Source organism: Actinacidiphila cocklensis, from assembly GCF_907177275.1.
GTDB lineage: Bacteria > Actinomycetota > Actinomycetes > Streptomycetales > Streptomycetaceae > Actinacidiphila > Actinacidiphila cocklensis.
Genome location: NZ_CAJSLV010000070.1, coordinates 46548 through 68758 on the forward strand (window position 1 = coordinate 46548; position 22211 = coordinate 68758).

The window sequence follows — 22211 nt, forward strand, 5'->3', positions numbered from 1 at the left end:
CAAGTGGCGTGCAGCCGGCTGCGGGTGGGACCCCGCCGGGCGGGGTGTCGTCGCCTGCGGCGCCGGGCGGTGCGACTCCGCCGGGTGGCGTGCACGTGCCCCCGGCGGTGGGCGGGATGCCGGCTGCGCCGGTGGTGGCTCCGGCAAGTGGCGTGCAGCCGGCTGCGGGTGGGACCCCGCCGGGCGGGGTGTCGTCGCCTGCGGCGCCGGGCGGTGCGACTCCGCCGGGTGGCGTGCACGTGCCTCCGGCGGTGGGCGGGGTGCCGGCCCTGCACCCGGCTGCGCCAGTGGTGCCTGCGGCGGCGACCCCGCCGGGCGGGGTGCAGTTGCCTCCGGGCGGCGTGCCGGTTTCGCACCCGGCTGCGCCGGTGGTGCCTCAGGTGGTGCCGAGTGCTGGTGTGCCCGCGGGTGGGACCCCGGCGGGCGGGGTGTCGGTTGCGCACGCGGCTACGCCGGTGCCGCCTTTGGCAGCTGGCGTGCAGTCGCCTGCGGCGGCGACTCCGCCGGGTGGCGTGCGCGTGCCTCCGGCGGCGGGCGTGACGCCGGCTGCGTCGCCGTCACCTTCGGCGGCCGGCGTGCAGTCGCCTGCGGCGGCGACTCCGCCGGGCGGCGTGCCGGCCCCGCACCCGGCTGCGCCGGTGGCGCCTGCGGTGGTGCCGCGTGCCGGTGTGCCTGCGGGTGGCGTACCGGCTGCGCCGGTGGCGCCTCCGGCGTTTGGCGTGCAGCCGGCTGCGGGGGCGACCCCGCCGGGTGGCGTACCGGCTCCGCCCGTCGCGCCGCCGGGAGCGACATCGGCCGCCGGGGTGCCCGTTGTCCCCGTCGCGCGGGTAATGGTGCCGCCCGGGGCGTACCCGGGCGGGCAGGCGGTGCGGCGGGGGCGGGGGAAAGTGGTGCTCGGGGGGTGGGTTGCCGCCGGGGCCGTCGTCGTGGGGGCCATCGCGTTCGGCGGCGGGTTCGGGCGCGGGGACAGCGTGGCCGCACGGCCCGACGCGGGGGCGGCCGCGAGCCCGAGCCCGAGCGCCAGCCCGAGTGCGGCGGCAGGCGCGGCCCGGGAGTACCGCGGGGTCGGGCTCGACGCGGGGAGCGGGCTCGTACTGGAGACCGATCCGCCGCAGGCCCGGCCCGGCGCCGAGAACGGCACGTTCGGTTACAGCCCGGACGGCGAGTCCTTCGTCTCCGACGGCGCCCGCGGCGCCCTCGTCCTCCTCGCCACCGAAGCCCCCGGCACCCTCGACGGCTGCCGCGACCAGGTCGACCTGGTGCCCTCCGTCAGCCGGCAGCAGCTCACCCCCGGCGCCCGCTTCTGCGTGATGGGCGCGGACGGCACCACCGCACTGGTGACGTTCCGTCAGTTCTCCGGAACCGCCGGCCCCACCGCCCACGCCACCCTCGACCTCACCGTGTGGCCCGCGCAGCAACTTTGACGCAGATTTCGCCGACCATGTGGCGCGAAAGGGCCCATTCGCGTTTACTGATCGACCCCGGACCCCATGACTCGGAGGCGCCGGGGCCTGAGTACGTGTGAGGCAGGGGCACATGGTGGTGGGGGAAACGCATGTGGTCGGCGCGGACCGCAGCGCATCGGGAGTACGGGTGGGGGCAGGGAGCGGCGGGGCGTTACGTGCCGCGGTGGCCCGCCTGGAAGGGGAACTGGCGGCGTACCGCCCGGCCTTACCCGATCGCGCCGTCGCCGAGGTCGAACTGGCCGACCTGGCACGGCAGGCCGCCGGCACCCCGGCGCCGGAACAGCTGCGGCACTCCCTGCTGCTGGTCGCGGCAGCGCTCGGCTCGGTCAGCGCGCTGCGGGCACCGCTGGCCGCCCTGCGCGATGCCGTCGAGCAGCAGCTCGCGTCCTAGGAAACAGCCGCCGCACTGCTCAGCGCCTGCGCCAACTCCCTTGCCACCCCGTGCAGTACGGGCACGATCTTCTCGGTGGCGGCGTCCGTGACCCGGCCCGCGGGTCCCGAGATGGAGATCGCCGCGGCCGTCGGGGACCCCGGCACGGTCACCGCCAGGCACCGCACACCGGCCTCCTGCTCGCCGTCGTCGACGGCGTAACCGTCGGCCCGGATGCGGTCCAGCTCGGTGAGGAAGGCGTCCGGCTCGGTGATGGTGCGCTCGGTCGCCGCGGGCATGCCCGTGCGGGCCAGCAGTGCGCGCACCTCGGCGGGCGGCACCTGCGCCAGCAGCGCCTTGCCGACCCCGGTGGAGTGCGGCAGCACCCGCCGCCCGACCTCGGTGAACATCCGCATCGAGTGCCGCGAGGGCACCTGCGCCACGTAGACGACCTCGTCACCGTCCAGCAGCGCCATGTTCGCCGTCTCGCCGGTGGCTTCGACCAGTTCCGCCAGGTACGGCCGCGCCCACGTGCCGAGCAGCCGGGACGCGGTCTCGCCGAGCCGGATGAGCCGCGGCCCGAGCGCGTAGCGCCGGTTGGCCTGCTGGCGTACGTATCCGCTGGCCAGCAGCGTCCGCATCAGGCGGTGGATGGTCGGCAGCGGCAGCCCGCTGCTCGCCGACAGCTCGCTCAGACCCACCTCGCCGCCCGCGTCGGCCATCCGCTCCAGCAGGTCGAAGGCCCGTTCGAGGGACTGGACGCCCCCGGCGCGGTCAGCAGACACGTGCGATCCCCTCTGGTCCGATCCTCGCGGAAGGTCACTTTCGCTGTGCGGAATCCTACCGCTCTTGACGCCCGGGCGAAGGGTATCCACCATGTCCGTCAACAGAACGTTGAATTCTCCCGCCGGGCAGTCAGGTGCCGGGCACACCCAGGAGGTCACCCGTTGGACGCCGTGGACGACTTGGTGCTGCGCTCGACCCGCGTCGTGACCCCGGACGGTGAGCGCCCGGCCGACGTCGAGGTCCGCGCCGGCGCCATCACCGCGGTCCGCGCCCACGACGCGCCGGTGCCGTCCGGCGTGCAGGTCGTCGACCTGGGCGACGACGTGCTGCTGCCGGGCCTGGTGGACAGCCACGTCCACATCAACGACCCCGGCCGCACGGAGTGGGAGGGCTTCGCGACCGCCACCGCGGCCGCCGCGGCCGGCGGGATCACCACCGTCGTGGACATGCCGCTGAACAGCATCCCGCCCACCACGACCACCGCCCACCTGGACGTCAAACGCGACACCGCCCGCGGCCGGGTGCACACCGACGTCGGCTTCTGGGGCGGCGCGGTGCCCGGCAACCTCGCCGATCTGCGCCCGCTGCACGACGCGGGCGTGTTCGGCTTCAAGTGCTTCCTGCTGCCGTCCGGCGTCGACGAGTTCCCGCAGCTGGCCCCGCCGGAGGTCGAGGCCGCGCTGACCGAACTCACCGGTTTCGGCGGCATGTTGATCGTGCACGCCGAGGACCCCGGCACGATCGGCGGCGCCCCGCAGCGGTCCGGGCGCCGCTACGCCGACTTCCTGGCCTCCCGGCCGCCGGCCGCCGAGGACCGGGCGATCGCGGGGCTGATCGAACTGGCGCGCAGGCTCGGCGCCCGCATCCACATCCTGCACCTGTCCTCCGCCTCCGCGCTGCCGCTGATCGCCGCGGCGAAAAGCGAGGGCGTCCGGCTGACGGTGGAGACCTGCCCGCACTTCCTCACCCTGACCGCGGAGGAAGTCCCGGACGGGGCAACGGAGTTCAAGTGCTGCCCGCCGATCAGGGAGGCCGCCAACCAGGACGCGCTGTGGCAGGCGCTCGCCGACGGCACCATCGACTGCGTGGTCTCGGACCACTCGCCCTCCACGATCGACCTCAAGGCGAAGGACACCGGGGACTTCGCCGCCGCCTGGGGCGGCATCTCCTCGCTGCAACTGGGCCTGCCCGCGGTGTGGACCGAGGCCCGCCGCCGCGGCCACACCCTCGCCGACGTGGCCCGCTGGATGTCCGCGGGGCCCGCGGCGCTTGCCGGCCTGCCGGCCAAGGGCGCCATCGCCGCGGGATACGACGCCGACTTCGCGGTGCTCGACCCGGACGCGGCCTTCACCGTCGACCCGGCACTGCTGCGGCACCGCAACCCCATCACCGCCTACGCCGGCCGCACCCTGCACGGCGTGGTCCGCGGCACCTGGCTGCGCGGACGGCCGATCGCGGCCGACGGCGGCGTCACCGGGCCGCCCACCGGCCGGCTGCTGACCGCGCGGCGGCCGTAGTCAAAGAGCCCCGGTAGCCGCGACACCCCGGCACGCGCGAGGGGTGACGCACCGGCGGACCGGTGGCGTCACCCCTCGTACGCCCGCAAGGAGCAGCCGTCAGGCCGCGCGGCGGGCCTTGCGGCGGTGGGCGGCGATGATCTCGGCGTAGCGCCGGCCGCTGCCCTTGATGGTGCGCTTCTGCGTGGTGTAGTCGACGTGGACAAGGCCGAAGCGCTTGTCGTAGCCGTACGCCCACTCGAAGTTGTCCAGCAGCGACCAGGCGTAGTACCCGGCGAGCGGGACCCCGCGGCGGACCGCGCGGGCGCAGGCCGCCAGGTGCTCGTCCAGGTAGGCGACCCGCTCGGGGTCGTCGATCTGGCCGTCGGCGCCCACGGTGTCGCGGTAGGCGGAGCCGTTCTCCGTGACGAAGATCTTGCTCGCGCCGTACTCCTCGGACAGCCGGACCAGCAGCTGCTCCAGGCCGTCCGCGTTGACCTCCCAGTCCATCGCCGTCCGCCGCACACCCGGCAGGTAGACCGACTTGGCGTGCGGGGCAGGCCCGGTCGGGTCGTCGGTGATGACGTTGCGGAAGTAGTAGTTCAGGCCCAGCCAGTCCAGCGGCGCGGCGATCGACTCCAGGTCGCCGTCCTTGATCGGCAGGTCCACACCGTAGAGGTCGACCATGTCCTGCGGGTAGCCGCGGCCGTGGATCGGGTCGAGCCACCAGCGGTTGGTGTGGCCGTCGGCCCGGCGTGCGGCCGCGACGTCGGCGTCGCGGTCGGTGGCCGGCTCGCACGGGCTGAGGTTGTTCACGATGCCGACCCGCAGGTCGGAGTGTGCGGCCCGCAGCGCCTGCACGGCCAGGCCGTGTCCGACGTGCAGGTGGTACGACGCGCGCACCGCCGCGGTCAGGTCCGTCCAGCCGGGGGCCATGGTGCCCTCCAGGTGGCCGATCCAGGCCGAGCACAGCGGCTCGTTGAGCGTCGCCCAGTCCTTGACGCGGTCACCGAGCGCCTCCGCGACCACGGCCGCGTAGTCGCCGAAACGTTCCGCCGTCTCGCGCTCGGGCCAGCCGCCCCGGTCCTGCTGGGCCTGCGGGAGGTCCCAGTGGTAGAGGGTGGCGTTGGGCGTGATGCCCGCTTCGAGCAACGAGTCGACCAGCCGGTCGTAGAAGGCCAGACCGGCCGCGTTGACCGCCCCGCCGCCCTGCGGCATGACCCGCGGCCAGGCGATGGAGAAGCGGTAGGAGTCGAGGTCGAGGGTCTTCATCAGACCCAGGTCCTCGGCCGTGCGGTGGTAGTGGTCGCAGGCGACGTCGCCGGTGTCGTCGCCGTCGATCTTGCCGGGGGTATGGGAGAAGGTGTCCCAGATGGACGGGGCCCGGCCGTCCTCGTCCACCGCGCCCTCGATCTGGTACGCGGCGGTGGCCGCTCCCCAGACGAAATCGGCGGGAAGAGCGCTGAGGTCGTTCACAAGCTGCCTTTCGGGAGGGGTTACTTGACGGCGCCGGCGGTCAGCCCGGCGACGAGGTAACGCTGCAGGAGCAGGAATCCGGCGACGACGGGCAGGCTCACGACGATGGAGGCCGCCATGACCTGGTTCCAGTACACGTCGTTCTGGGTGGCGTACTCGCGCAGGCCGACCGCCAGCGTCCTGGTGGACTCGTTGGTCATGACCGACGCGAACAGCACCTCGCCCCAGGCCGTCATGAACGCGTAGACGCTCACGGCGACGATGCCCGGAACCGCGGCCGGCACGACGACCCTGAACAGCGCGCCCAGCGGGCCGCAGCCGTCCACCTTCGCGGCCTCGTCGAGATCCCGCGGGATCGAGTCGAAGTAGCCCGCCAGCATCCAGATGGAGAAGGGCAGCGAGAAGGTGAGGTAGGTGATGATCAGGCCGAGCCGGCTGCCGTTGAGCGTGAGGCCCGTGCTGTTGCCGATGTTGACGAAGATCAGGTACAGCGGCAGCAGGAACAGGATGCCGGGGAACATCTGGGTGGACAGCACCGTCACGGTGAAGACCTTGCGGCCCAGGAACCGGTAGCGGCTCACCGTGTAGGCGGCGAAGATCGCCAGTATCACGGAGAAGGCCGTGGCGCTGATGCAGACGATCACCGAGTTCACGAAGTAGTGCGCGAGCGGGATCGTCTTCCAGATGTCGATGTACGGCTTGAACGTCAGGCTGTGCGGTATCCACTTGAACGAGCCCTGGACGTCCTGAAGGCTCTTCAGGGACGAGCTGAGCATCACGTACACGGGGACCAGCACGAAGGCCAGCAGCAGTGTCAGGACGACCCGCCGGGTCCACAGGAAGGACTTCGGCTGCGCCATCGGGGACGGCTGGTCGGTGAACCTAGACATCGTTCTCGCTCCTTCCCCTGGACGTGACCAGCAGGTACACGGCCGTCACCACGAGCAGGAAGAGCAGCAGCAGGACCGACATCGCCGAGCCGGAGCCGAAGTTCCAGTTGATGAACGAGGACTGGTAGATGTGGATCGAGATCAGGTCCGCCTGGTGCGGCGGGTTCTGACCGAACATCACGAACGGCGTGTTGAAGTCGTTGAACGTCCACAGGAAGAGCACCAGGACGATCACCTGGTTCACCGGCCGCAGCGACGGCATGGTGATCTTCCTGATCTGCTGCCAGACGCCGGCGCCGTCCATCGCGGCGGCCTCGTACAGTTCGCGCGGGATGTTCTGCAGACCGGCCATCAGCGCCAGGAAGGCGAACGGCCAGGACTTCCAGACCGACACGATGACCATCGCCCAGAAGCTGTTGTCGCCGATCAGCCAGAACGACTTGCTCGACGTCAGGTGCAACTGGTCGTGCAGGACGTGGTTCACCAGACCGGTGTCCTGCTGGAACATGAAGGTCCAGGTGATCAGCGCCGCGTACGCGGGCAGCGCGTACGGCACCAGGAAGAGGGTGCGGATCAGGCCGCGGCCGCGGAACTTGTCCTGGAGGAGGATGGCCGCGGCGGTGCCGAGCAGCCAGGACAGAGCGACCGACAGCAGGGTGTAGCACAGCGTCACCCAGAACGAGTGCAGCAGTGCCTCACCGATCGGCTGGTGGATCTTTACCGCGGCTTTGTAGTTGTCGAAGCCCGCCCAGGGGGCGCTGTTCCAGTGGTGGATGTAGAACAGCGTCAGGTTCTTGAAGCTGATCAGGATGCCGAAGAACATCGGCACGATGTGGATCAGCAGTTCGGCGAGAATGGCGGGCAGCAGGAGCAGGTAGGGCAGTCCGCCTTGGCGGAGCCGTTCGACGATACGCGGCCGGAGCCGGCCCCCGGCAGCGGACTTGCCGCTGCTGGGGCCGGCTTCGGGCGTGCGCCTCGGGGGGGCGGTGGCAGTCATGGAGGAAAGCCGATCCTTAGGACGCGGGCATCTGCTGCTGCGCCTTGGTCAGCGCGGCCTTGACGGAGTCGTCCGTCACGGCCTTGCCGGCTGCGGCGTCGGCGAACAGGCTCTTGACGGCGGGACCGACCAGGTTCTCGAACTGGCTCTCGTTGGCGACCTGCGGCAGCGGGGCGGCCGACTTGGCCAGCACCTCGGCCAGCACCTTCAGGTCCGGGGTCTGGAAGGCCGGGTCGCTCTGCGCCTCGGTGACCGGCGGGATCGAGCCGTACTTGCCGTTGAGCACCTTCTGCTCGTCGGTGCTGGTCATGAACTTCACGAACGCCTCGGCGGCGTCCTTGTGCTTGGTGTCCTTGAAGATCGCCATGTTGATACCGGCGACCATCGAGGTCACACCGGCGTCACCGGTGGCGCCCGCGGTCTGCACCGGCACCGGCACCACGCCGTACTGGTCGGGCTTCATGCCGTGCGAGGCGATCGACGCCGACGCGGTCTGCCACATCATCATCGCGGCCTTGCCGGTGGCGAAGTCGGTGATGGTCTGGTTCTGGACGTACTCGGCGTTGCCCTTCGCGGCGATCTTGTTCGCGGCGATCATGTCGACGTACTGCTTGACCGCGGCGACCTGCTGCGGGCCGGTGAAGGTCGGGGCACCCTTGTCATCGAACCAGGAGGCGCCGCGCTGCTTGGCCAGCACGAAGATGTGGTGGATGTTCTCCGCGCCGTTGGCGCCCTCGACGGCGATGCCGTAGTGGCCGCCCGTGGTGAGCTTCTTGCCGTCGGCGACCAACTCGTCCCACGTGGCGGGGGGGTTGGCGATGCCGGCGTCGGCGAACATCTTCTTGTTGTAGTACAGGCCGTACGCCATCGAGTACAGCGGCACGGCGGCCGGGTCCTGGCCCGCGGCACCGGCGGAGGCGATCGCGGCCGGGGCGAACCGGTCCTTGCCGCCGATGGTCTGGAAGGCGGCGTCGTCCCACGGCATGAGCGCGCCGGTCGCCTGCAGCGAGGCCGACCAGGTGTTGCCGATGTTCAGCACGTCGGGGCCCTGGCCGGAGGTGGCGGCCGCCAGGATGCGGTTGAGCAGGTCGGCCCAGCCGATGACCTCCAGCTTGACCTTGATGCCGGTGGACGCCTCGAACTTGTCCAGCTCGGTGGTCAGGGTCTTCTTGTCGGCGTCCAGGCTGGTGCCCTGGTTGCTGGCCCAGTACGTGATCGTCTGGCCCTTGAGGCTGTTGGCGTCGGCGGTCTTGCCGCTGCCGGAGCTGCCGCTGCTGTCGTCGTCGGAGCCGCCGCCGCACGCGGCGAGGGTGAGACCCAGCGCGGCCACGAGGGCGGTGGCCGCGAGGAGTCTGCTGGAGGTGCTGGATGAGCGCATGACGGGTTCCCTCTCAGGTGGGATCGCTTCAGGAAGTGAACAGCGCCTGTGTCTTAATTCAGGGCGTGATTTAACTTGTGAGAAAAGGTGGCGTCAAGACCTTGTGCAGCGATAGATTCACGCCGGACCCCCCGGGAGGGAGACGAGATGGCTGAGCGAGGCAAGCGCACCGTACGTGACCTGCGGCGCGGCAACCGCGCATCGCTTCTGCGTCATTTGTATTTCGAAGGTCCCCTGAGCCGCCAGGAGCTGGGCCGGGACACGGGTCTGAGCGCAGGGTCGATCAGCAACGTCGTTGGAGAGTTGATCGCGGACGGCATGGTCGAGGAGGCGGGAGCCGTCGAGTCGGACGGCGGCCGCCCCAGGATCCTGCTCCAGGTCGCCCCCGGGTACGGCTACGTGGTCGGCGTGGACGTCGGCGAGACCAGGGTCAGGGTCGAGCTCTTCGACCTCGCGCTGACCGAACGGGCCGCAGCCGACCTGCCGTTGTCCGACAGCGGCCACGACGTCGACCACGTCGTGCGCCTCGCGCTTGAGGGCATCGAGACGGTGGTCCGCGAGGCCGGCATCGACGATCGCGAGGTGCTCGGCGTCGGCATCGGCGTCCCCGGCATCGTCGCCCAGGCCGACGGGCCGGATGCCGTCCCCGGTGACGGCGAGGGCATCGTGGTGCACGGCCAGACCATCGGCTGGGACGCCGTACCGCTCGGCCGGCTGCTGCGGGCCGGCACCGCGCTCCCGCTGTTCATCGACAACGGCGCCAAGACCCTGGGCCAGGCCGAGATGTGGTTCGGCGCGGGGCGCGGCTCGGGCAACGTGGTGATCGCGCTGATCGGCTCCGGCGTCGGCGCCTGCGTCGTCACCAACGGCAAGCCCTACCACGGCGCCAGCAGCAGCGCGGGGGAGTGGGGCCACACCACCCTGCGGGTCGGCGGCCGCACCTGCCGCTGCGGCTCCCGCGGCTGCCTGGAGGCCTACGTCGGAGCCGAGGCGCTGCTCGGCCGCTGGCCCGGCACGCCCGAAGGGGTCAGCGAGGAGACCGCGCTGGCCGAGCTGCTCGCCGCCGCCGACCACGACCCCGAGGCCGACGCGCTGCTCGCCGAGGCCGCCGAATACCTGGGCGCGGGCATCGCCGACCTGATCAACCTCTTCAACCCGCACCGCATCGTGATCGGCGGCTGGGCCGGGCTCATGCTCGGCCCCCGGGTGCTGCCCACCGTCCGCGAGGTCGCCGCCGCCTACGCCCTGCACCACCCCTGCGCCCAGACCTCCATCGAGCTGGGCCGGCTCGGCCCGGACGCGGTCACCGTCGGGGCGGCCACCCTGCCGCTGGCCCGCTTCCTCGACACCGGCGGCGAGCGCCCGGTCGGCCTGCCGGCCCAGGCCGAGCCCGAGCGGCAGGGCGACCCCGGGGCCCTGCGGAACCGAATCGCCAGGGCGGTACGTTGACCGGACGGCGCGAAGAGCGCCGGTATCGCCCCATTCGGCCCCCCACGTCCCAAGGAGTACCGCTGTGACCCTGCAGCAGGAGATCGTCGGCAATGCCATGCAGATGGCCGTCTGCACCCTGAACCCGGGCCAGACGGTCTACTGCGAGGCCGGGAAGTTCCTGTTCAAGACGACCAACGTGTCGATGGAGACCCGCCTCGGCGGCCCCGGCACCCGGGGCGCGGGCGGCGCCCCCGGTGTCGGCCAGCAGGGCGGCGGCGGGATGGGCGGGCTGCTGCGGCAGGCCATGGGCACCGCGATGCAGGTCGGCCAGCGGGCGCTGGCCGGCGAGTCGCTGGCGTTCCAGTACTTCACCGCGTCCGGCGGCGAGGGCACCGTCGGCTTCGCCGGGGTGCTGCCCGGCGAGATGCGCGCCCTGGAGCTGACCGGGTCGCGGGCCTGGTTCGCCGAGAAGGACGCCTTCGTGGCCGCGGAGGAGACCGTGCAGTTCGGTATCGCCTTCGCCGGCGGCCGGCAGGGCATGAGCGGCGGCGAGGGCTTCATCCTGGAGAAGTTCACCGGCCACGGCACCGTGATCATCGCCGGCGCCGGCAACTTCATCGACCTCAACCCCGCCGACTTCGGCGGCCGCATCGAGGTCGACACCGGCTGCATCGTCGCCTTCGAGGAGGGCATCCAGTACGGCGTCCAGCGCATCGGCGGCCTCAACCGCCAGGGCATCATGAACGCGGTCTTCGGCGGCGAGGGCCTCTCGCTCGCCACCCTGGAGGGCAACGGCCGGGTCATCCTGCAGTCCATGACGATCGAGGGCCTGGCCAACGCGCTGAAGAAGGCGCAGGGCGGCGACAAGCAGGGTCCCACCGGTGGCCTGTTCTCCACGCACGCCGGGTGAGGTTGGCGGCCGCCCCTTCCCTCTCATGCTCCTCTCATGTCACGGTGCGGTGACAGCTGTCCGATGGACCGGCGGTGAGCCCCCGCGCGGCCGGTAGCGTGCTGATCGCGGTCCCCATCCACCGCGCCATCCGGGCAGTACCATCCGGCAGCACCGTCAGGAAGGACCGCTCCTCCGTGTACCGCTGGGAGACCACCAGGGCCGCACTCGCACAGCGCGTCTTCGCCACGATCCGCAGCCGTACCTACGACCAGGCCGCGGCCACCGCCGACACGCTGCTGTCGGCCGGGCTCACCACCCTGGAGATATCGCTCACCACGCCCTTCGCGCTCGAAGCGGTCACCACGCTGGTCCGCGAGGTCGGCGACGACGCGGTGATCGGGGCCGGCACGGTGGTCGACGCGGTGTCCGCGCGGATGGCGATCGACGCGGGCGCCCGCTTCCTGCTGGCGCCCAACCTGGACGAGGCGGTGCTGCGCACCGGCCACCGCTACGGGGTGCCGGTCTTCCCCGGGGTGGCCACCCCGACCGAGGCGGTGCGGGCGATGGAGCTGGGCGCGGACGCGCTGACGCTCTACCCCGCGTCCTCGATGACCCCGCGCTGGGTCGCGGACCTGCGCACGATACTGCCGCAGGCGCCGATCATCCCGATCGGCGGCGTCACGGTCGCCGAGGCCCCCGAGTGGATCGCCTCCGGCGCGGTGGCCGTCGGCATGGGCTCCGCCCTCACCGACGGCGACCGCCCCACGGTGACCAAGCGCCTCACCGACCTCCTGGACCGCCTCTCCGACCCGACGTAGGGCGCGGGGGGCGCGGCCGGAGCGGCGGCCCGCGGCACGTAAAATTGCGCGGCCGGGGGGAGGATCCCCCCACGTCAGCCTGGAGGCAGCCGTGATCGTCGCCGTACCCGGTTCGAAGTCCGTGACGGCACGCGCCCTCTTCCTCGCGGCGGCCGCCGAAGGGGAGAGCGTCCTGCGCAGGCCGCTGCTCTCGGACGACACCGACGGTTTCGCGCAGGGCCTGACGGCACTCGGCTACGACGTGCACCGCGCCGCGGACGAGTGGCGGATCACCGGCCGCCCGCAAGGCCCCGCCCGTGACACCGCCGAGGTCGACTGCCGCGACGCCGGTACCGCGGCCCGCTTCCTGCCCGCCCTGGCGGCGGCCGCCGAGTCCGGCACCTACCGCTTCGACGCCTCGGCCCAGATGCGGCGCCGCCCCGTCGCGCCGCTCACCGACGCGCTCCGCGCGCTCGGCGTGGACCTGACGCACGACGAGGCCGAGGGCCACCTCCCGCTCACCGTGCGGGCGGCCGGCATGAAGGGCGGCGAGGTGGTGCTCGACGCGAGCCTGTCCTCGCAGTTCCTGACCGCGCTGCTGATGACCGGGCCGCTGACCGCGGAGGGCCTGCGGATCAGGGTGACCGGCATCGTCTCGGTGCCGTACGTCGAGATCACCCTCGCGATGATGCGCAGCTTCGGCGTGCAGGTGACCCGCGAGGGCGACACCTTCGTCGTGCCGCCCGGCGGCTACCGGGCCGCGGACTACGCGGTCGAGCCGGACGCCTCTGCCGCCAGTTACGTCTTCGCCGCCGCCGCCCTCGCGGGCAGGACCGCGACCGTCCCGGGCCTCGGCAAGGGCGCGCTCCAGGGCGACCTGCAGTTCGTCGAGGTGCTGCGCGCGATGGGCGCGGACGTGGAGATCGGCGAGGACGCCACGACGGTGACCGGCACCGGCCGGCTCGCGGGCGTGACGGTCAACATGCGGGACATCTCCGACACGATGCCCACCCTCGCGGCGATCGCCCCCTTCGCAGACGGCCCCGTGCGGATCGAGGACGTCTACAACACCCGGGTCAAGGAGTGCGACCGGCTGGACGCCTGCGCGGAGAACCTCAGGGCGCAGGGCATCGCCGTCGAGACCGGCAGGGACTGGATCGAGATCCACCCCGGCACCCCGGCCCCGGTGGAGATCGCCTGCCGCGGCGACCACCGGATGGCGATGAGCTTCGCGGTCGCGGGCCTGCGGACGCCGGGCACCACCTTCGACGACCCGGAGTGCGTGAAGAAGACCTTCCCGGGCTTCCACGAGTTCTTCGCGGAGCTGCGGGCCGGCTGGGGCGTGTGAAGGACGCGGCGACTCGCCGACGGGACGACCGTGTCCCGAAGAAGCGTTTCGCCGCGTATGTCCGACTTTACGGTGGTCCCTGTTCGACTTCCCCTCCACGAAAGGGATCACCCGTGCGTATCCGTACGACTCTCGCCGCCGCAGCCTGCGCGGTCGGCATCGCGCTGTCCTTCCCGGTCTCGGCCCACGCGGCCGACGGCCAGTTCTACTACACCTACGGCGACGGCCAGGTCGGCGTCCTGGACAGCCCGGCCAGCGGCGAGTGCGTCACGCTGCCCGAGGTCGCCGACGAGAGCGTGCCGCCCGCCTTCGCGCCCCAGAACGCGACGGCGTCGACGGCGACCGTCTTCACCGGAACCGACTGCACCGGCGACTACTTCAGCCTGCGCCCGCAGGGCAACCCGGCCTCGCCGCGGCTGGTCCTGCGATCGGTCGTCTTCTCCTGACACGCGTCCCCGCCGGCCGGACGCGGCCGGCGGGGGCAGGGACCGGCGGGTCGCTCTCTCGGCCGGCCGTCATACAAGGGCGCCGCCCACCAGTTCGCGGCCGAGGTCGGCGACCCCGACGACCAGGCCCAGGCCCGCAAGATTCTCCTCTTCTTGGGCGGTCTGCTCCAAGAACCCCCAACGAAGTGGGTGGCGGGGATCGGTAGGCTCGGTGGCCATGAGTCAGAGCGGTTCGCAAGCGGCAGCCTTCTTTCGAGATGTTCGCCAGAGCCGAGTGGTCTGGCTCGTCCGGGGTGACGGCGGGAGCCCGACTCACCTCTCCGAGGACGGCAGGCGAAGTCTTCCGTTCTGGTCGACCTCGGCCCGCGCCGAACGGGCAGCGAAGATCTGGGGGCATGGGCTACGCGTTGGATCCATGCCCTTGGACACCTGGTGCGAGCGCGTACTGCACGATGCCACACGGGATGGACTCGTGATCGGCATCAACTGGAGCGGACCGCGCCTGGTCGGCTGGAGCTTCACTTCCGTTGAGGTTCTCAACCGGCTGGGGGCGCCTGACTAACCCACGGCATCGCTCGCCGGAGTGCGCAGCCGCCGCCGGCAGCTGAGGGCGCATCCGCAGCCGGCGGAACCAGTGCAGGTGGGCGAACGGGCGCTCCAAGAACCAGCGGTGCCTGCTGAGGCCGGGTTGGCGAGCCGGACGGGTACTGCCGGCGCATGGTGGCTCCCCGATCGTCCTGATTCGGTAACGACGTCCCGGGCTGGCGTGGTGTGTCCCTACTGTGGGCGATCTGCCGGGCAGGGGGCCCGGTCGTGAACCAGGGGACGCTCATGTACTACACCCGTACCGCTGCCGTGCTCGCCGCATCCGGGGCTGCCGCCCTCGCTCTGGCCGCAGCCCCGGCGCAGGCCGCCACCGGCTCGGTCCACCTGTACAGGATCTACTACAACAGCCCCGGCACCGACACCCGCTCGGGTGCGAGCCTGGACGCCGAATACATACAGATAAAGAACACCACCACGAGGAGCGTCTCCCTCAGGGGCTGGACCGTCACCGACGCCTCCGCCCACAAGTACGCCTTCAGCACCTACACCCTCGGCGCCGGAAAGACCGTCACCGTCCACACCGGCAAGGGCACCAACACCACCGCCAACCGGTACTGGGGCAGCGGCAACTACATCTGGAACAACGACAAGGACACCGCCACCCTCAGAACCTCCACCGGCGCCAGGGCGAGCACCTGCTCCTACAACAGCACCAAGGCCAGCTACAAGATGTGCTGACACGCTCTCGTGTCCGGGCTCGCCGGCTCAGAGCGGCGAGCCGGGCCACGAGGCGCCGACGGTGTACCGCCTCCTACCCGCCCTGGTGGAGCGTCACGGCGAACAACTGGAGCCGCGTCTGGTCGGGCAGGGTGATCGAGCGCGGCGTCCGGGCCGGGTCGAGCGCCAGCGTGTCGGCGTAGACGTCGACGCTCGGACCGTCGCGGCCCGCGTCGGCGCGGTAGCGGTACGGCGCCGCGACGGCGACGTCCTCGCCGGTCCGGGGGCCTGTGGCCCAGTCACCGACGTGCAGGGGCAGTGACGCGGTCGAGCCGTCGGCGTAGGTGACGGTGGCGGTGGCGTCCACCGCCCCGCCGCTCGCGGCGGACAGCAGGCGCAGGTCGCCGGCGTGAAGGCCGGGTAGGGGGAGTGTCTGGCCGTGCGCCGTGACCGTGTTGTCGGCCCCGTCGGTGCCGGAGGGGAAGGCGAACGGCGTCCCGGCCAGGACAACAGGACCGGCCGCGGGCAGCGTCTCGGCCGCGTAGCTCCACCCGAGCCCGTCGAAGTCGCCGTCACCGGGATGCGCGGCGGACGCGATCGAGTCGTGGTCGTACGCGGCGGTGAGGTCCAGCGTGCAGGCGTCGTCGGTCTGCTCGCAGCCCACCCGCTCGACATCGAGGGTCGCCTCCGCGGTGGCCGTGCCGCCGGTAGTCGTGCGGACGGTGAAGGTGACGCGGTGCGTGCCGGCCGCCGTCGTCGCCGGCACCTGGACTTCCTGCGGCAGGTCGAGCTGCGCGAAGCGCCCCTGGCTGGGAAGGGCGAACGAGCTCTGCCGGCTTGCGCCGTCGAGGGCGACGGAAAGCGTCCCGCGGACCGTACCCGGACCCTGGACGGTCGCGCGCGAGGTGAAGGACACGGTGGCCGGGCGGCCGGCGATCACGACGGTGCGGGCGGGCGCGGCGGCCACCGACAGCGAGCGTGCCGGCGGACCCTGCGGCGCCGGCCGCACCAGGCCGGGACGGCCGAGCGCGCTCAGGTCGATCGCGTCGGCCATGGCCTGGTAGCCGACGTCGCCGGGGTGCAGGTGGTCGCCGCTGTCGTACTCGGGCAGCATGCGGTGCGGGTCGGCCGGGTCGCGCACGGCGGCGTCGAAGTCGACCACCGCGTCGAAGGCGCCGCTGGACCGGATCCAGTCGTTGACGCCCTGGCGGGCGGCCTCCTCGTCGGGGTCGTAGGTGTTCCAGCCCTCGAAGGGCGTGACGGTGCCGCCCAGTACCCGCAGGCCGGCGGTGTGCGCCCGGTCGGCGATCTCCTGCAGACCCGCGATGATCTTGTTCGGGTCGAGCTGGTGCGGCGTCTGCTGGATGTCGTTGATCCCCTCCAGCACGATCAGTGTGCGGGCACCCGACCGCTGCAGGACGTCGCGGTCCAGCCGGGTCGTCGCGGCCACGCCGGCCCCGTCGAGCAGGATCCGGTTGCCGCTGATTCCGGCGTTGAGCACGCCGAACCCGGCGGCGGGGCCGTGGCTCGCGCTCAACCGCGCCGCCAGACGGTCCGGCCAGCGACGGTTGGCGTCGGTCGTGGAGTTGAACCCGTCCGTGATGGAGTCCCCGAGGGTGACCACGGCGCCGGCCTCGGCCCGGACCGGCTCCACGTCCACCTCGGTGACGTAGTGCCAGGACTGCGTGGTCGACGGCAGGCCGTCCGCACCGGTGTCGCTCGCGTGGTCGGTGCCGTCGGTGGCGAAGTAGGACGTCGTCGCCCCGAGGGAGTGGTAGGTCACCGGGCCGGACGGGTCGGGCGTGTAGGTGGTGACGAAGAGGTTGGCGGCGTCGGCGATCGGCAGGGCCACGGGGTCGCTGTAGCGCTCCTCGCCTGCCGCGATCGTCACGGCCCGGCTCCCGCCGAAGGTCACGTCCCGCAGGGTGCCGGGCGCTATCGCCGCGCTACCCGGCAGCCGCTGCAGGCCCACCGTGGTGTGCGCGAACAGGACGGGCTTGGTACCGAAGGCGTTGGACAGCTTCACCCGCACGCGCTGTCCGCTGACGCTCGTGTGGACGAGGTTGCGGATCGTGTATCCGGCGTAACCGGTCTCGCCCGTCCCGCCGTTGGCCGCGGCCGACCATGTCCCGACCCAACTGCCGTCCCTTGCGGGGGCCGACGCCGTTTCCGGTTCCGCCGCCGATGGTTCTGCCGGTGGGGATGCCGTTGCGGGTGCCGTCACTGGGGCCGCTGCCGCGGCGGACAACGGGAAAACCGCGGCCAGCACGAACAGCACGAACAGCGTTGCGTATCTGCGCATGGACACTACCTCCGAACTCGTCTCATTCCCGGTTCTTTCGGTGTGCGGCAAGCCCGTCGGCCGCCACGCCTCATCGAATGGCAACGTTGTCAACGCGTCTGACGGCCCGAAAGTAGCAGGACGCGGGCGTGCCGCCAAGGAGTCGGGAGCCGACGAGCGGGGGTTTATTTCCGGTCCTTGGGCTGGGGCGGGGTGATTGAGGTGTTGTCGGTGGTGGTCCGAGTGGTCCGAGTGGTCCGTGGGGTGGGACGCCTGCCGGCGCGGCCGTGCCGGGATCGGCCACGGCGCGGCCGCGCCGCCTCAGTCCGCCGAGTGGGTGGTGGTGCCGGGGTCGTCCGGCAGTGGGATCCAGCGGTGCGACCAGGCGATGATCGCTGACAGGGCGGGTTCCAGCGGGGCAGGGTTTCCCGGAGGCGACCGCTTACGTCCACGATCCCGCCGACGGCGGCCTGATAGCGCGACGCCGCCTGCGAGTGAAGGAGGACGCACCGCTAGCAGTGCACCTGCACGGCATGCGGATGCTGTGGGTCCACAAGTCGAGCGGCCGCTTCACCCCGTTGGTGACAGCCTACGACTGGCGCTGACCGGCCCGGACCCACGCCCGCGGTAGGGTCCAGGCATCCGGACGGCATGATCCACAGGGGGAGATCCACTATGAGCAGCAAGAGCACGGGGCACGAGGGGTTCTCGGCCGAGGAGCGGGCCGCGATGAAGGAGCACGCGGCCGAGCTGAAGACGGCGGCCCGCCGCAGCGCGCGGGGCGCCGACAAGGCGGCGGAAGCCGAGCGCGACGTGGTGGAGAAGATCGCCGAGATGCAGGACTCCGACCGGATCATGGCCGAGCGCGTCCACGCCGTCATCACCGCGAACGCGCCCTCCCTCGCCCCGAAGCTCTGGTACGGGATGCCCGCGTACGCGCGCGACGGCAAGGTCGTGTGCTTCTTCCAGAGCGCGGAGAAGTTCAAGGCGCGCTACGCGACCCTCGGCTTCAGCGACCAGGCGAACCTGGACGACGGCACGATGTGGCCGGCCGGCTTCGCCCTCACCGAGGTGACGCCCGAGGTGGAGCAGCGCATCGCGGCACTGGTGAAGCAGGCGGTGGCTTGAACCGTACGGGTGTCAGCCGACCAGCGCCCAGACGAGCTTGCCGACTCCCTGGCGTGAACTGACGCCCCACCGCCGCTCGGTGAGCACATCCACCAGCGCGAGGCCGCGGCCGCCTTCGTCGTCGTCCGCGGCCCGCTGCATCTGCGGCAAGCGGTCGTTGGCGTCGTGCACCTCGATCCGGATGCCGTCGGGCGTCCGCTCCAACCTGGTCTCCACCAGGCGCCCCGCCGGCGTACGGGCGTACCGCACGGCGTTCGTGAGCAGCTCGGAGAGCACCAGCTCCGCCGGCTCGGTGAGGTGGTCGAGCCCCCACGCGCTGAGCGTGCCCCGCAGCTCGCGCCGCGCCCGCCCGACAGAGCGCCCACTGAGCGGCCACCGGGCCACGACTGCGTCCGGGCGGGTGTCGACGCCGACCTGACGGTCCGTCGCGGACTGTTCCATGGGCTGCTCCTCCGTGCGTACTGCGGCACTCTGTGTGCCGGACTACGCACACAGTGACGTGTCCGGGGATAGCCTTGACAGGAGGCTGCCCTCTCCATCGGGCACTGGAGGAACGGGAGTTCCGCGTGAGCCGTGACCAAGACCCCGACCAGCCGGTGAGCCCGGCGGAGTTCTTCGGACGGGAGATCCAGCGACGCAGGGAGCTGATGGGCTTGACGCAGGCCAAACTCGGCGAGCAGATCGTGATGTCGCCACAGATGATCGCCCACTTCGAGGCGGCCCGCCGCAAGCCGCGCCTGGACGACGCGAAGCGCCTTGACCAGGCACTCTGTTCGGACGGCTTCTTCTTCCGCATGCGCCGAGCGCTGGATGACCGGCGGTTCGCCGACCACTTCGCCACTGCCGTGGAGTTGGAACAGCTCGCCACCGTGATCAAGTGCTTCGCACCGAGCCTGGTGCCCGGACTCCTGCAGACCGAGGACTACGCGAAGGCGGTGTTCCGGGCCGGGGCCGTGAACCCTACTGGGCGCGATGTAGAGAAGCTCGTGGCCAACCGGCTGGAGCGCGCCAAGATCCTGGACGGGCAGGGCGGCCCCTGTATGTGGGCGCTCCTGGACGAGCACGTCCTGCGGCGCCCCGTGGGCGGTCCGGCAACCATGGCCCGACAACTGCGTCATATCGCGGGACTCATCCGGCGTGGACGCGTCCGTACGCACGTCGTTCCGTTCTCGGCCGGAGCGCACGCTCTGCTGGAGAGCATGCTCGTCCTCATGTGCTTCGCCGACGCCCCGCCGGTGGCGTACGTTGAGGGAGTCCAGACCGGCCGGGTTCTGGACGATCCAGCGGTAGTCGACAAGTGCAGCTCTGCCTATGATCTCGCTCTGGGGGACGCCCTGTCGGCGGAAGACTCGCTGGCTCTCATCGAGGAAGTGGCGGACACATATGACCGGGACTGTTGAGCACGACCTCAGCGTTGTGCGCTGGCGCAAGTCGAGCTACAGCGGCGCCAGCAACGGCGACTGCGTCGAGGTCGCGGACGGCATCGTCGGCGCCGTGCCCGTGCGGGACAGCAAGGACCCGCAGGGTCCGGCCCTGGTTTTCCCGGCCGCAGCCTGGGCAGCATTCCTCGCCGATGTGAAGGCGGGCCGCTTCGCGGCCTGACGACCGTGCGTAGGACAAGGAGGGCCATGACCTCTTGGCACATCCCTGATGCGTCCGCGCTGACGACGTGGCGCAAGTCGAGCTACAGCGGCGGGGACAACGGCAGCTGCGTGGAGGTCGCGGACGGCGTCCCCGGGGTCATGCCCGTGCGGGACAGCAAGGATCCCCAGGGTCCGGCCCTGGTCTTCCCCGCTGCGGCGTGGGCCGCATTCGTGGCTGACGTCAAGGCGGGCCGCTTCGCGGCGTAGAGGGTCAGCGCGGGGTGTTCCAGAGGCGCACGTTCTGCGTGTCGCCGCTGGCGAGCCGCGTGCCGTCGGGACTGAAGACGACCGAGTGGGCCTCGCCGGACGAGCCGTGCCAGGTGGCCGTGGTGGTCGCGCTCGGGACATCCCAGAGCGCGACCTGGCGCCGTGAGCTGCCGGTGGCCAGCCTCGTGCCGTCGGGGGCGAATGCCAGGGACCTGATCCGGCCGCCGACGCCGTTCCAGGCGGGGACCGGGGACTGCGTGGCGACCTCCCACATCCGCACCCCGGAGTTGCCCGCGGCGGCAGCCAGCCGCGTACCGTCGGGGCTGAACGCGAGCGCGTGGATTCGGCCGTCGCCGCTGGGCCACTCGGCGACCGTCCCGCCCGCGGCGACATCCCACAGCCGGACGACCTTGTTGTTGCCGCCGGTTGCCAGGAGCCTGCCGTCGGGGCTGAAGGCCACCGCGTGGACGCAGCGGGTGTGCCCGCTCAACTCGGCGGTCGTGCCGCCCGATGCGGTGTCCCACAGCCGGACCGCCCCGTCGTCGCCCCCGCTGGCCAGCGTCCTGCCGTCCGGGCTGAACGCCAGCGTGCGGACCCAGCTGCGGTGGCCGGTCAGCGTCCTGGCGAAGGGGCGCCCCGCGGAGAGGTCCCACAGCCGTACGGTCTTGTCGTCGCCCGCGCTGGCCAGGGTCGTGCCGTCCGGGGCGAAGGCGAGTGCGCGGATCCAGCCCCTGTGGCCGTCCAGCGCGGTGCTGGTGACGCGGCCGGCGGCGAGCGCCCACAGCCGTACGGTCTTGTCGTCCCCGGCACTGGCCAGCGTCCTGTCGTCCGGGCTGAAGGCCACGGCCCTGACCAGGTCGGTGTGTCCCTCCAGCGCCTCGGGGTCGGAGATCCAGGTGACCGGGGGCCGTTCGCGGACGACCGCAGGCGCCGCCGGAACCGCGTCGCGCGGCACGTCGAGCAGGGCCAGCGCCTGGGCGGGCGCCGGGCGCCGGCCGGGGTCCTTCTGCAGCAGTTGGGTGATCAGCGGGGCGAGCCGGCCTGAACGCCGGGGCGGCTCGGCCTCGTCGTGGACCACCGAGGTCACCACGTCCGGCCGGAAGGGCAGTTCGCCCTCCAGCGCCTCGTACAGCGTCACGCCGAGCGAGAACAGGTCGCCCGCACCGCCCGCCTCGGCTCCGCCGATCCGCTCCGGCGCGACGAACCCGGGCGTGCCGACGAGCACGCCGACCGACGCCAGGGTGCCGTCCGCGCCCCGCGCGGCGATCCCGAAGTCCGTGAGCAGCACATCGCCGTTGCCCACGAGGATGACGGCGGCCGGCGTGATGTTGCGGTGGACGACGTCGGCCGTATAGGCGGCGGCGAGCACTTTGAGGACGGCCCTGGCCACGTCGGCCGCCCGGTCCACCGACAGCGGCCCGTGCGCGGCGAGGTGCTCGCGCAGCGAGCGCCCGTCGACCAGTTGCATGACCGTCCACGGTGCGTCGTCGTCGAGGACGGCGTCGTAGACGGCGACGACGTGCGGGTGGTCGCGCAGCCGCGCGGCGTTGCGGGCTTGCTGTGCCACCCGGGCGAACACCTCGGCGCGGTCGGATGTGGCGGGGAGCAGGAAGCGCTTGACCGCCACGTCGATCCGCAGGTGCTCGTCGTGCGCCCGCCACACCTCGCCCGCCGCGTCCGCCCCGAGCCATACGACCAGCCGGTAGCGGCCGCCGACCACCCGGCCCGGCTCCACCTGATCCGCCACGTTCCCTCGTCCCCCCACCGCAGTTGTCTCCCGCACCAGCAGCGTAGGGACCGCGGCCGCCGAACCGCCGTGCCCTGAAGGGGTTGTGACCATCACGCGACACACCCGCGCGACGGGGCCGCCCGCCGTTCTCCCGGCGGCCACCTGCATCGCCGCGGGGGCGTTGTCA

Annotated in this window: 22 protein-coding genes; 14 read left to right on the forward strand and 8 right to left on the reverse strand. The window is 72.0% G+C overall.

Annotated elements, in window-relative coordinates; translation table 11 throughout:
• Positions 1-887 precede the first annotated feature (887 nt).
• Both NFU81_RS25280 and NFU81_RS25285 read left to right on the forward strand, forming a co-directional pair.
• Positions 888-1424, forward strand: a complete 537-nt coding sequence (locus tag NFU81_RS25280; RefSeq protein ID WP_251493984.1) for a hypothetical protein — start codon at positions 888-890, stop codon at positions 1422-1424.
• Positions 1425-1536: 112 nt separating this feature from the next.
• The gene (locus NFU81_RS25285) at positions 1537-1857 is read left to right on the forward strand and encodes a DUF5955 family protein (RefSeq protein ID WP_251493987.1); all 321 of its coding nucleotides are present in this window, start codon (positions 1537-1539) and stop codon (positions 1855-1857) included.
• Here the strand turns inward: NFU81_RS25285 and NFU81_RS25290 are convergent.
• The gene (locus NFU81_RS25290; RefSeq protein ID WP_251493990.1) at positions 1854-2621 is read right to left on the reverse strand and encodes an IclR family transcriptional regulator; all 768 of its coding nucleotides are present in this window, start codon (positions 2619-2621) and stop codon (positions 1854-1856) included. The two genes, NFU81_RS25285 and NFU81_RS25290, sit on opposite strands and share 4 nt — an antisense overlap.
• Before the next feature lie 162 nt (positions 2622-2783).
• Here NFU81_RS25290 and allB point away from each other — a divergent pair, with 162 nt between their 5' ends.
• Positions 2784-4139: an allantoinase AllB gene (gene allB, locus NFU81_RS25295; RefSeq protein ID WP_422665287.1), complete on the forward strand. Its 1356-nt coding sequence runs from the start codon at positions 2784-2786 to the stop codon at positions 4137-4139.
• A gap of 99 nt (positions 4140-4238) precedes the next feature.
• On the opposite strand, the gene NFU81_RS25300 is transcribed toward allB, so the two are convergent.
• Genes NFU81_RS25300 through NFU81_RS25315 form a run of 4 tightly spaced genes read right to left on the reverse strand, consistent with a single transcriptional unit; the run spans position 4239 to position 8859 of the window.
• On the reverse strand, positions 4239-5594 hold the full coding sequence (locus tag NFU81_RS25300; protein ID WP_251493993.1) for a GH1 family beta-glucosidase: 1356 nt from the start codon (positions 5592-5594) through the stop codon (positions 4239-4241).
• 20 nt (positions 5595-5614) lie between these two features.
• On the reverse strand, positions 5615-6454 hold the full coding sequence (locus NFU81_RS25305; protein ID WP_251494517.1) for a carbohydrate ABC transporter permease: 840 nt from the start codon (positions 6452-6454) through the stop codon (positions 5615-5617).
• A 22-nt stretch (positions 6455-6476) separates the two neighbouring features.
• Complete coding sequence (locus NFU81_RS25310; protein WP_251493996.1) at positions 6477-7481, reverse strand: carbohydrate ABC transporter permease; 1005 nt, start codon at positions 7479-7481, stop codon at positions 6477-6479.
• Positions 7482-7497: 16 nt separating this feature from the next.
• The gene (locus tag NFU81_RS25315; protein ID WP_251493999.1) at positions 7498-8859 is read right to left on the reverse strand and encodes an ABC transporter substrate-binding protein; all 1362 of its coding nucleotides are present in this window, start codon (positions 8857-8859) and stop codon (positions 7498-7500) included.
• 147 nt (positions 8860-9006) lie between these two features.
• Here NFU81_RS25315 and NFU81_RS25320 point away from each other — a divergent pair, with 147 nt between their 5' ends.
• The 7 genes from NFU81_RS25320 to NFU81_RS25350 all read left to right on the forward strand — a co-directional run bounded on the left by NFU81_RS25320 (position 9007) and on the right by NFU81_RS25350 (position 15057).
• Positions 9007-10308: an ROK family transcriptional regulator gene (locus NFU81_RS25320; protein WP_251494002.1), complete on the forward strand. Its 1302-nt coding sequence runs from the start codon at positions 9007-9009 to the stop codon at positions 10306-10308.
• Positions 10309-10372: 64 nt separating this feature from the next.
• Positions 10373-11200, forward strand: coding sequence for an AIM24 family protein (locus NFU81_RS25325; RefSeq protein ID WP_251494004.1), 828 nt, complete (start codon positions 10373-10375; stop codon positions 11198-11200).
• Between the two features lie 176 nt (positions 11201-11376).
• Complete coding sequence (locus NFU81_RS25330) at positions 11377-12000, forward strand: bifunctional 4-hydroxy-2-oxoglutarate aldolase/2-dehydro-3-deoxy-phosphogluconate aldolase (RefSeq protein ID WP_251494006.1); 624 nt, start codon at positions 11377-11379, stop codon at positions 11998-12000.
• 91 nt (positions 12001-12091) lie between these two features.
• Positions 12092-13327, forward strand: coding sequence for a 3-phosphoshikimate 1-carboxyvinyltransferase (gene aroA, locus NFU81_RS25335; protein ID WP_422665288.1), 1236 nt, complete (start codon positions 12092-12094; stop codon positions 13325-13327).
• A gap of 113 nt (positions 13328-13440) precedes the next feature.
• On the forward strand, positions 13441-13773 hold the full coding sequence (locus NFU81_RS25340; RefSeq protein ID WP_251494008.1) for a hypothetical protein: 333 nt from the start codon (positions 13441-13443) through the stop codon (positions 13771-13773).
• Positions 13774-13990: 217 nt separating this feature from the next.
• Complete coding sequence (locus NFU81_RS25345) at positions 13991-14335, forward strand: DUF2750 domain-containing protein (RefSeq protein WP_251494011.1); 345 nt, start codon at positions 13991-13993, stop codon at positions 14333-14335.
• 251 nt (positions 14336-14586) lie between these two features.
• Positions 14587-15057, forward strand: a complete 471-nt coding sequence (locus NFU81_RS25350) for a lamin tail domain-containing protein (RefSeq protein WP_308208322.1) — start codon at positions 14587-14589, stop codon at positions 15055-15057.
• 73 nt (positions 15058-15130) lie between these two features.
• Here the strand turns inward: NFU81_RS25350 and NFU81_RS25355 are convergent, their stop codons facing one another.
• A complete protein-coding gene (locus NFU81_RS25355; protein WP_251494013.1) occupies positions 15131-17338 on the reverse strand; it encodes an SGNH/GDSL hydrolase family protein in 2208 nt (735 codons plus the stop codon).
• A 654-nt stretch (positions 17339-17992) separates the two neighbouring features.
• On the opposite strand from NFU81_RS25355, the gene NFU81_RS25360 reads away from it, so the two are divergent.
• Entirely contained in the window at positions 17993-18445 is a 453-nt protein-coding gene (locus NFU81_RS25360) for an iron chaperone (RefSeq protein ID WP_251494015.1), read from the forward strand.
• Positions 18446-18457: 12 nt separating this feature from the next.
• Here the strand turns inward: NFU81_RS25360 and NFU81_RS25365 are convergent, their stop codons facing one another.
• Positions 18458-18886 carry an ATP-binding protein gene (locus NFU81_RS25365; RefSeq protein WP_251494017.1) on the reverse strand — a complete coding sequence of 143 codons (429 nt, stop codon included), beginning with the start codon at positions 18884-18886 and terminating at the stop codon, positions 18458-18460.
• 125 nt (positions 18887-19011) lie between these two features.
• Between NFU81_RS25365 and NFU81_RS25370 the strand changes: the two genes are divergently transcribed.
• Genes NFU81_RS25370 through NFU81_RS25380 form a run of 3 tightly spaced genes read left to right on the forward strand, consistent with a single transcriptional unit; the run spans position 19012 to position 20295 of the window.
• Complete coding sequence (locus tag NFU81_RS25370) at positions 19012-19845, forward strand: helix-turn-helix domain-containing protein (protein ID WP_251494020.1); 834 nt, start codon at positions 19012-19014, stop codon at positions 19843-19845.
• A complete protein-coding gene (locus NFU81_RS25375) occupies positions 19829-20047 on the forward strand; it encodes a DUF397 domain-containing protein (protein WP_251494022.1) in 219 nt (72 codons plus the stop codon). The genes NFU81_RS25370 and NFU81_RS25375 overlap by 17 nt, the downstream gene beginning before the upstream one ends.
• Positions 20048-20073: 26 nt before the next feature.
• Complete coding sequence (locus tag NFU81_RS25380) at positions 20074-20295, forward strand: DUF397 domain-containing protein (RefSeq protein ID WP_251494023.1); 222 nt, start codon at positions 20074-20076, stop codon at positions 20293-20295.
• 4 nt (positions 20296-20299) lie between these two features.
• Here the strand turns inward: NFU81_RS25380 and NFU81_RS25385 are convergent, their stop codons facing one another.
• Complete coding sequence (locus NFU81_RS25385) at positions 20300-22042, reverse strand: WD40 repeat domain-containing serine/threonine protein kinase (protein WP_251494026.1); 1743 nt, start codon at positions 22040-22042, stop codon at positions 20300-20302.
• Positions 22043-22211 lie beyond the last annotated feature (169 nt).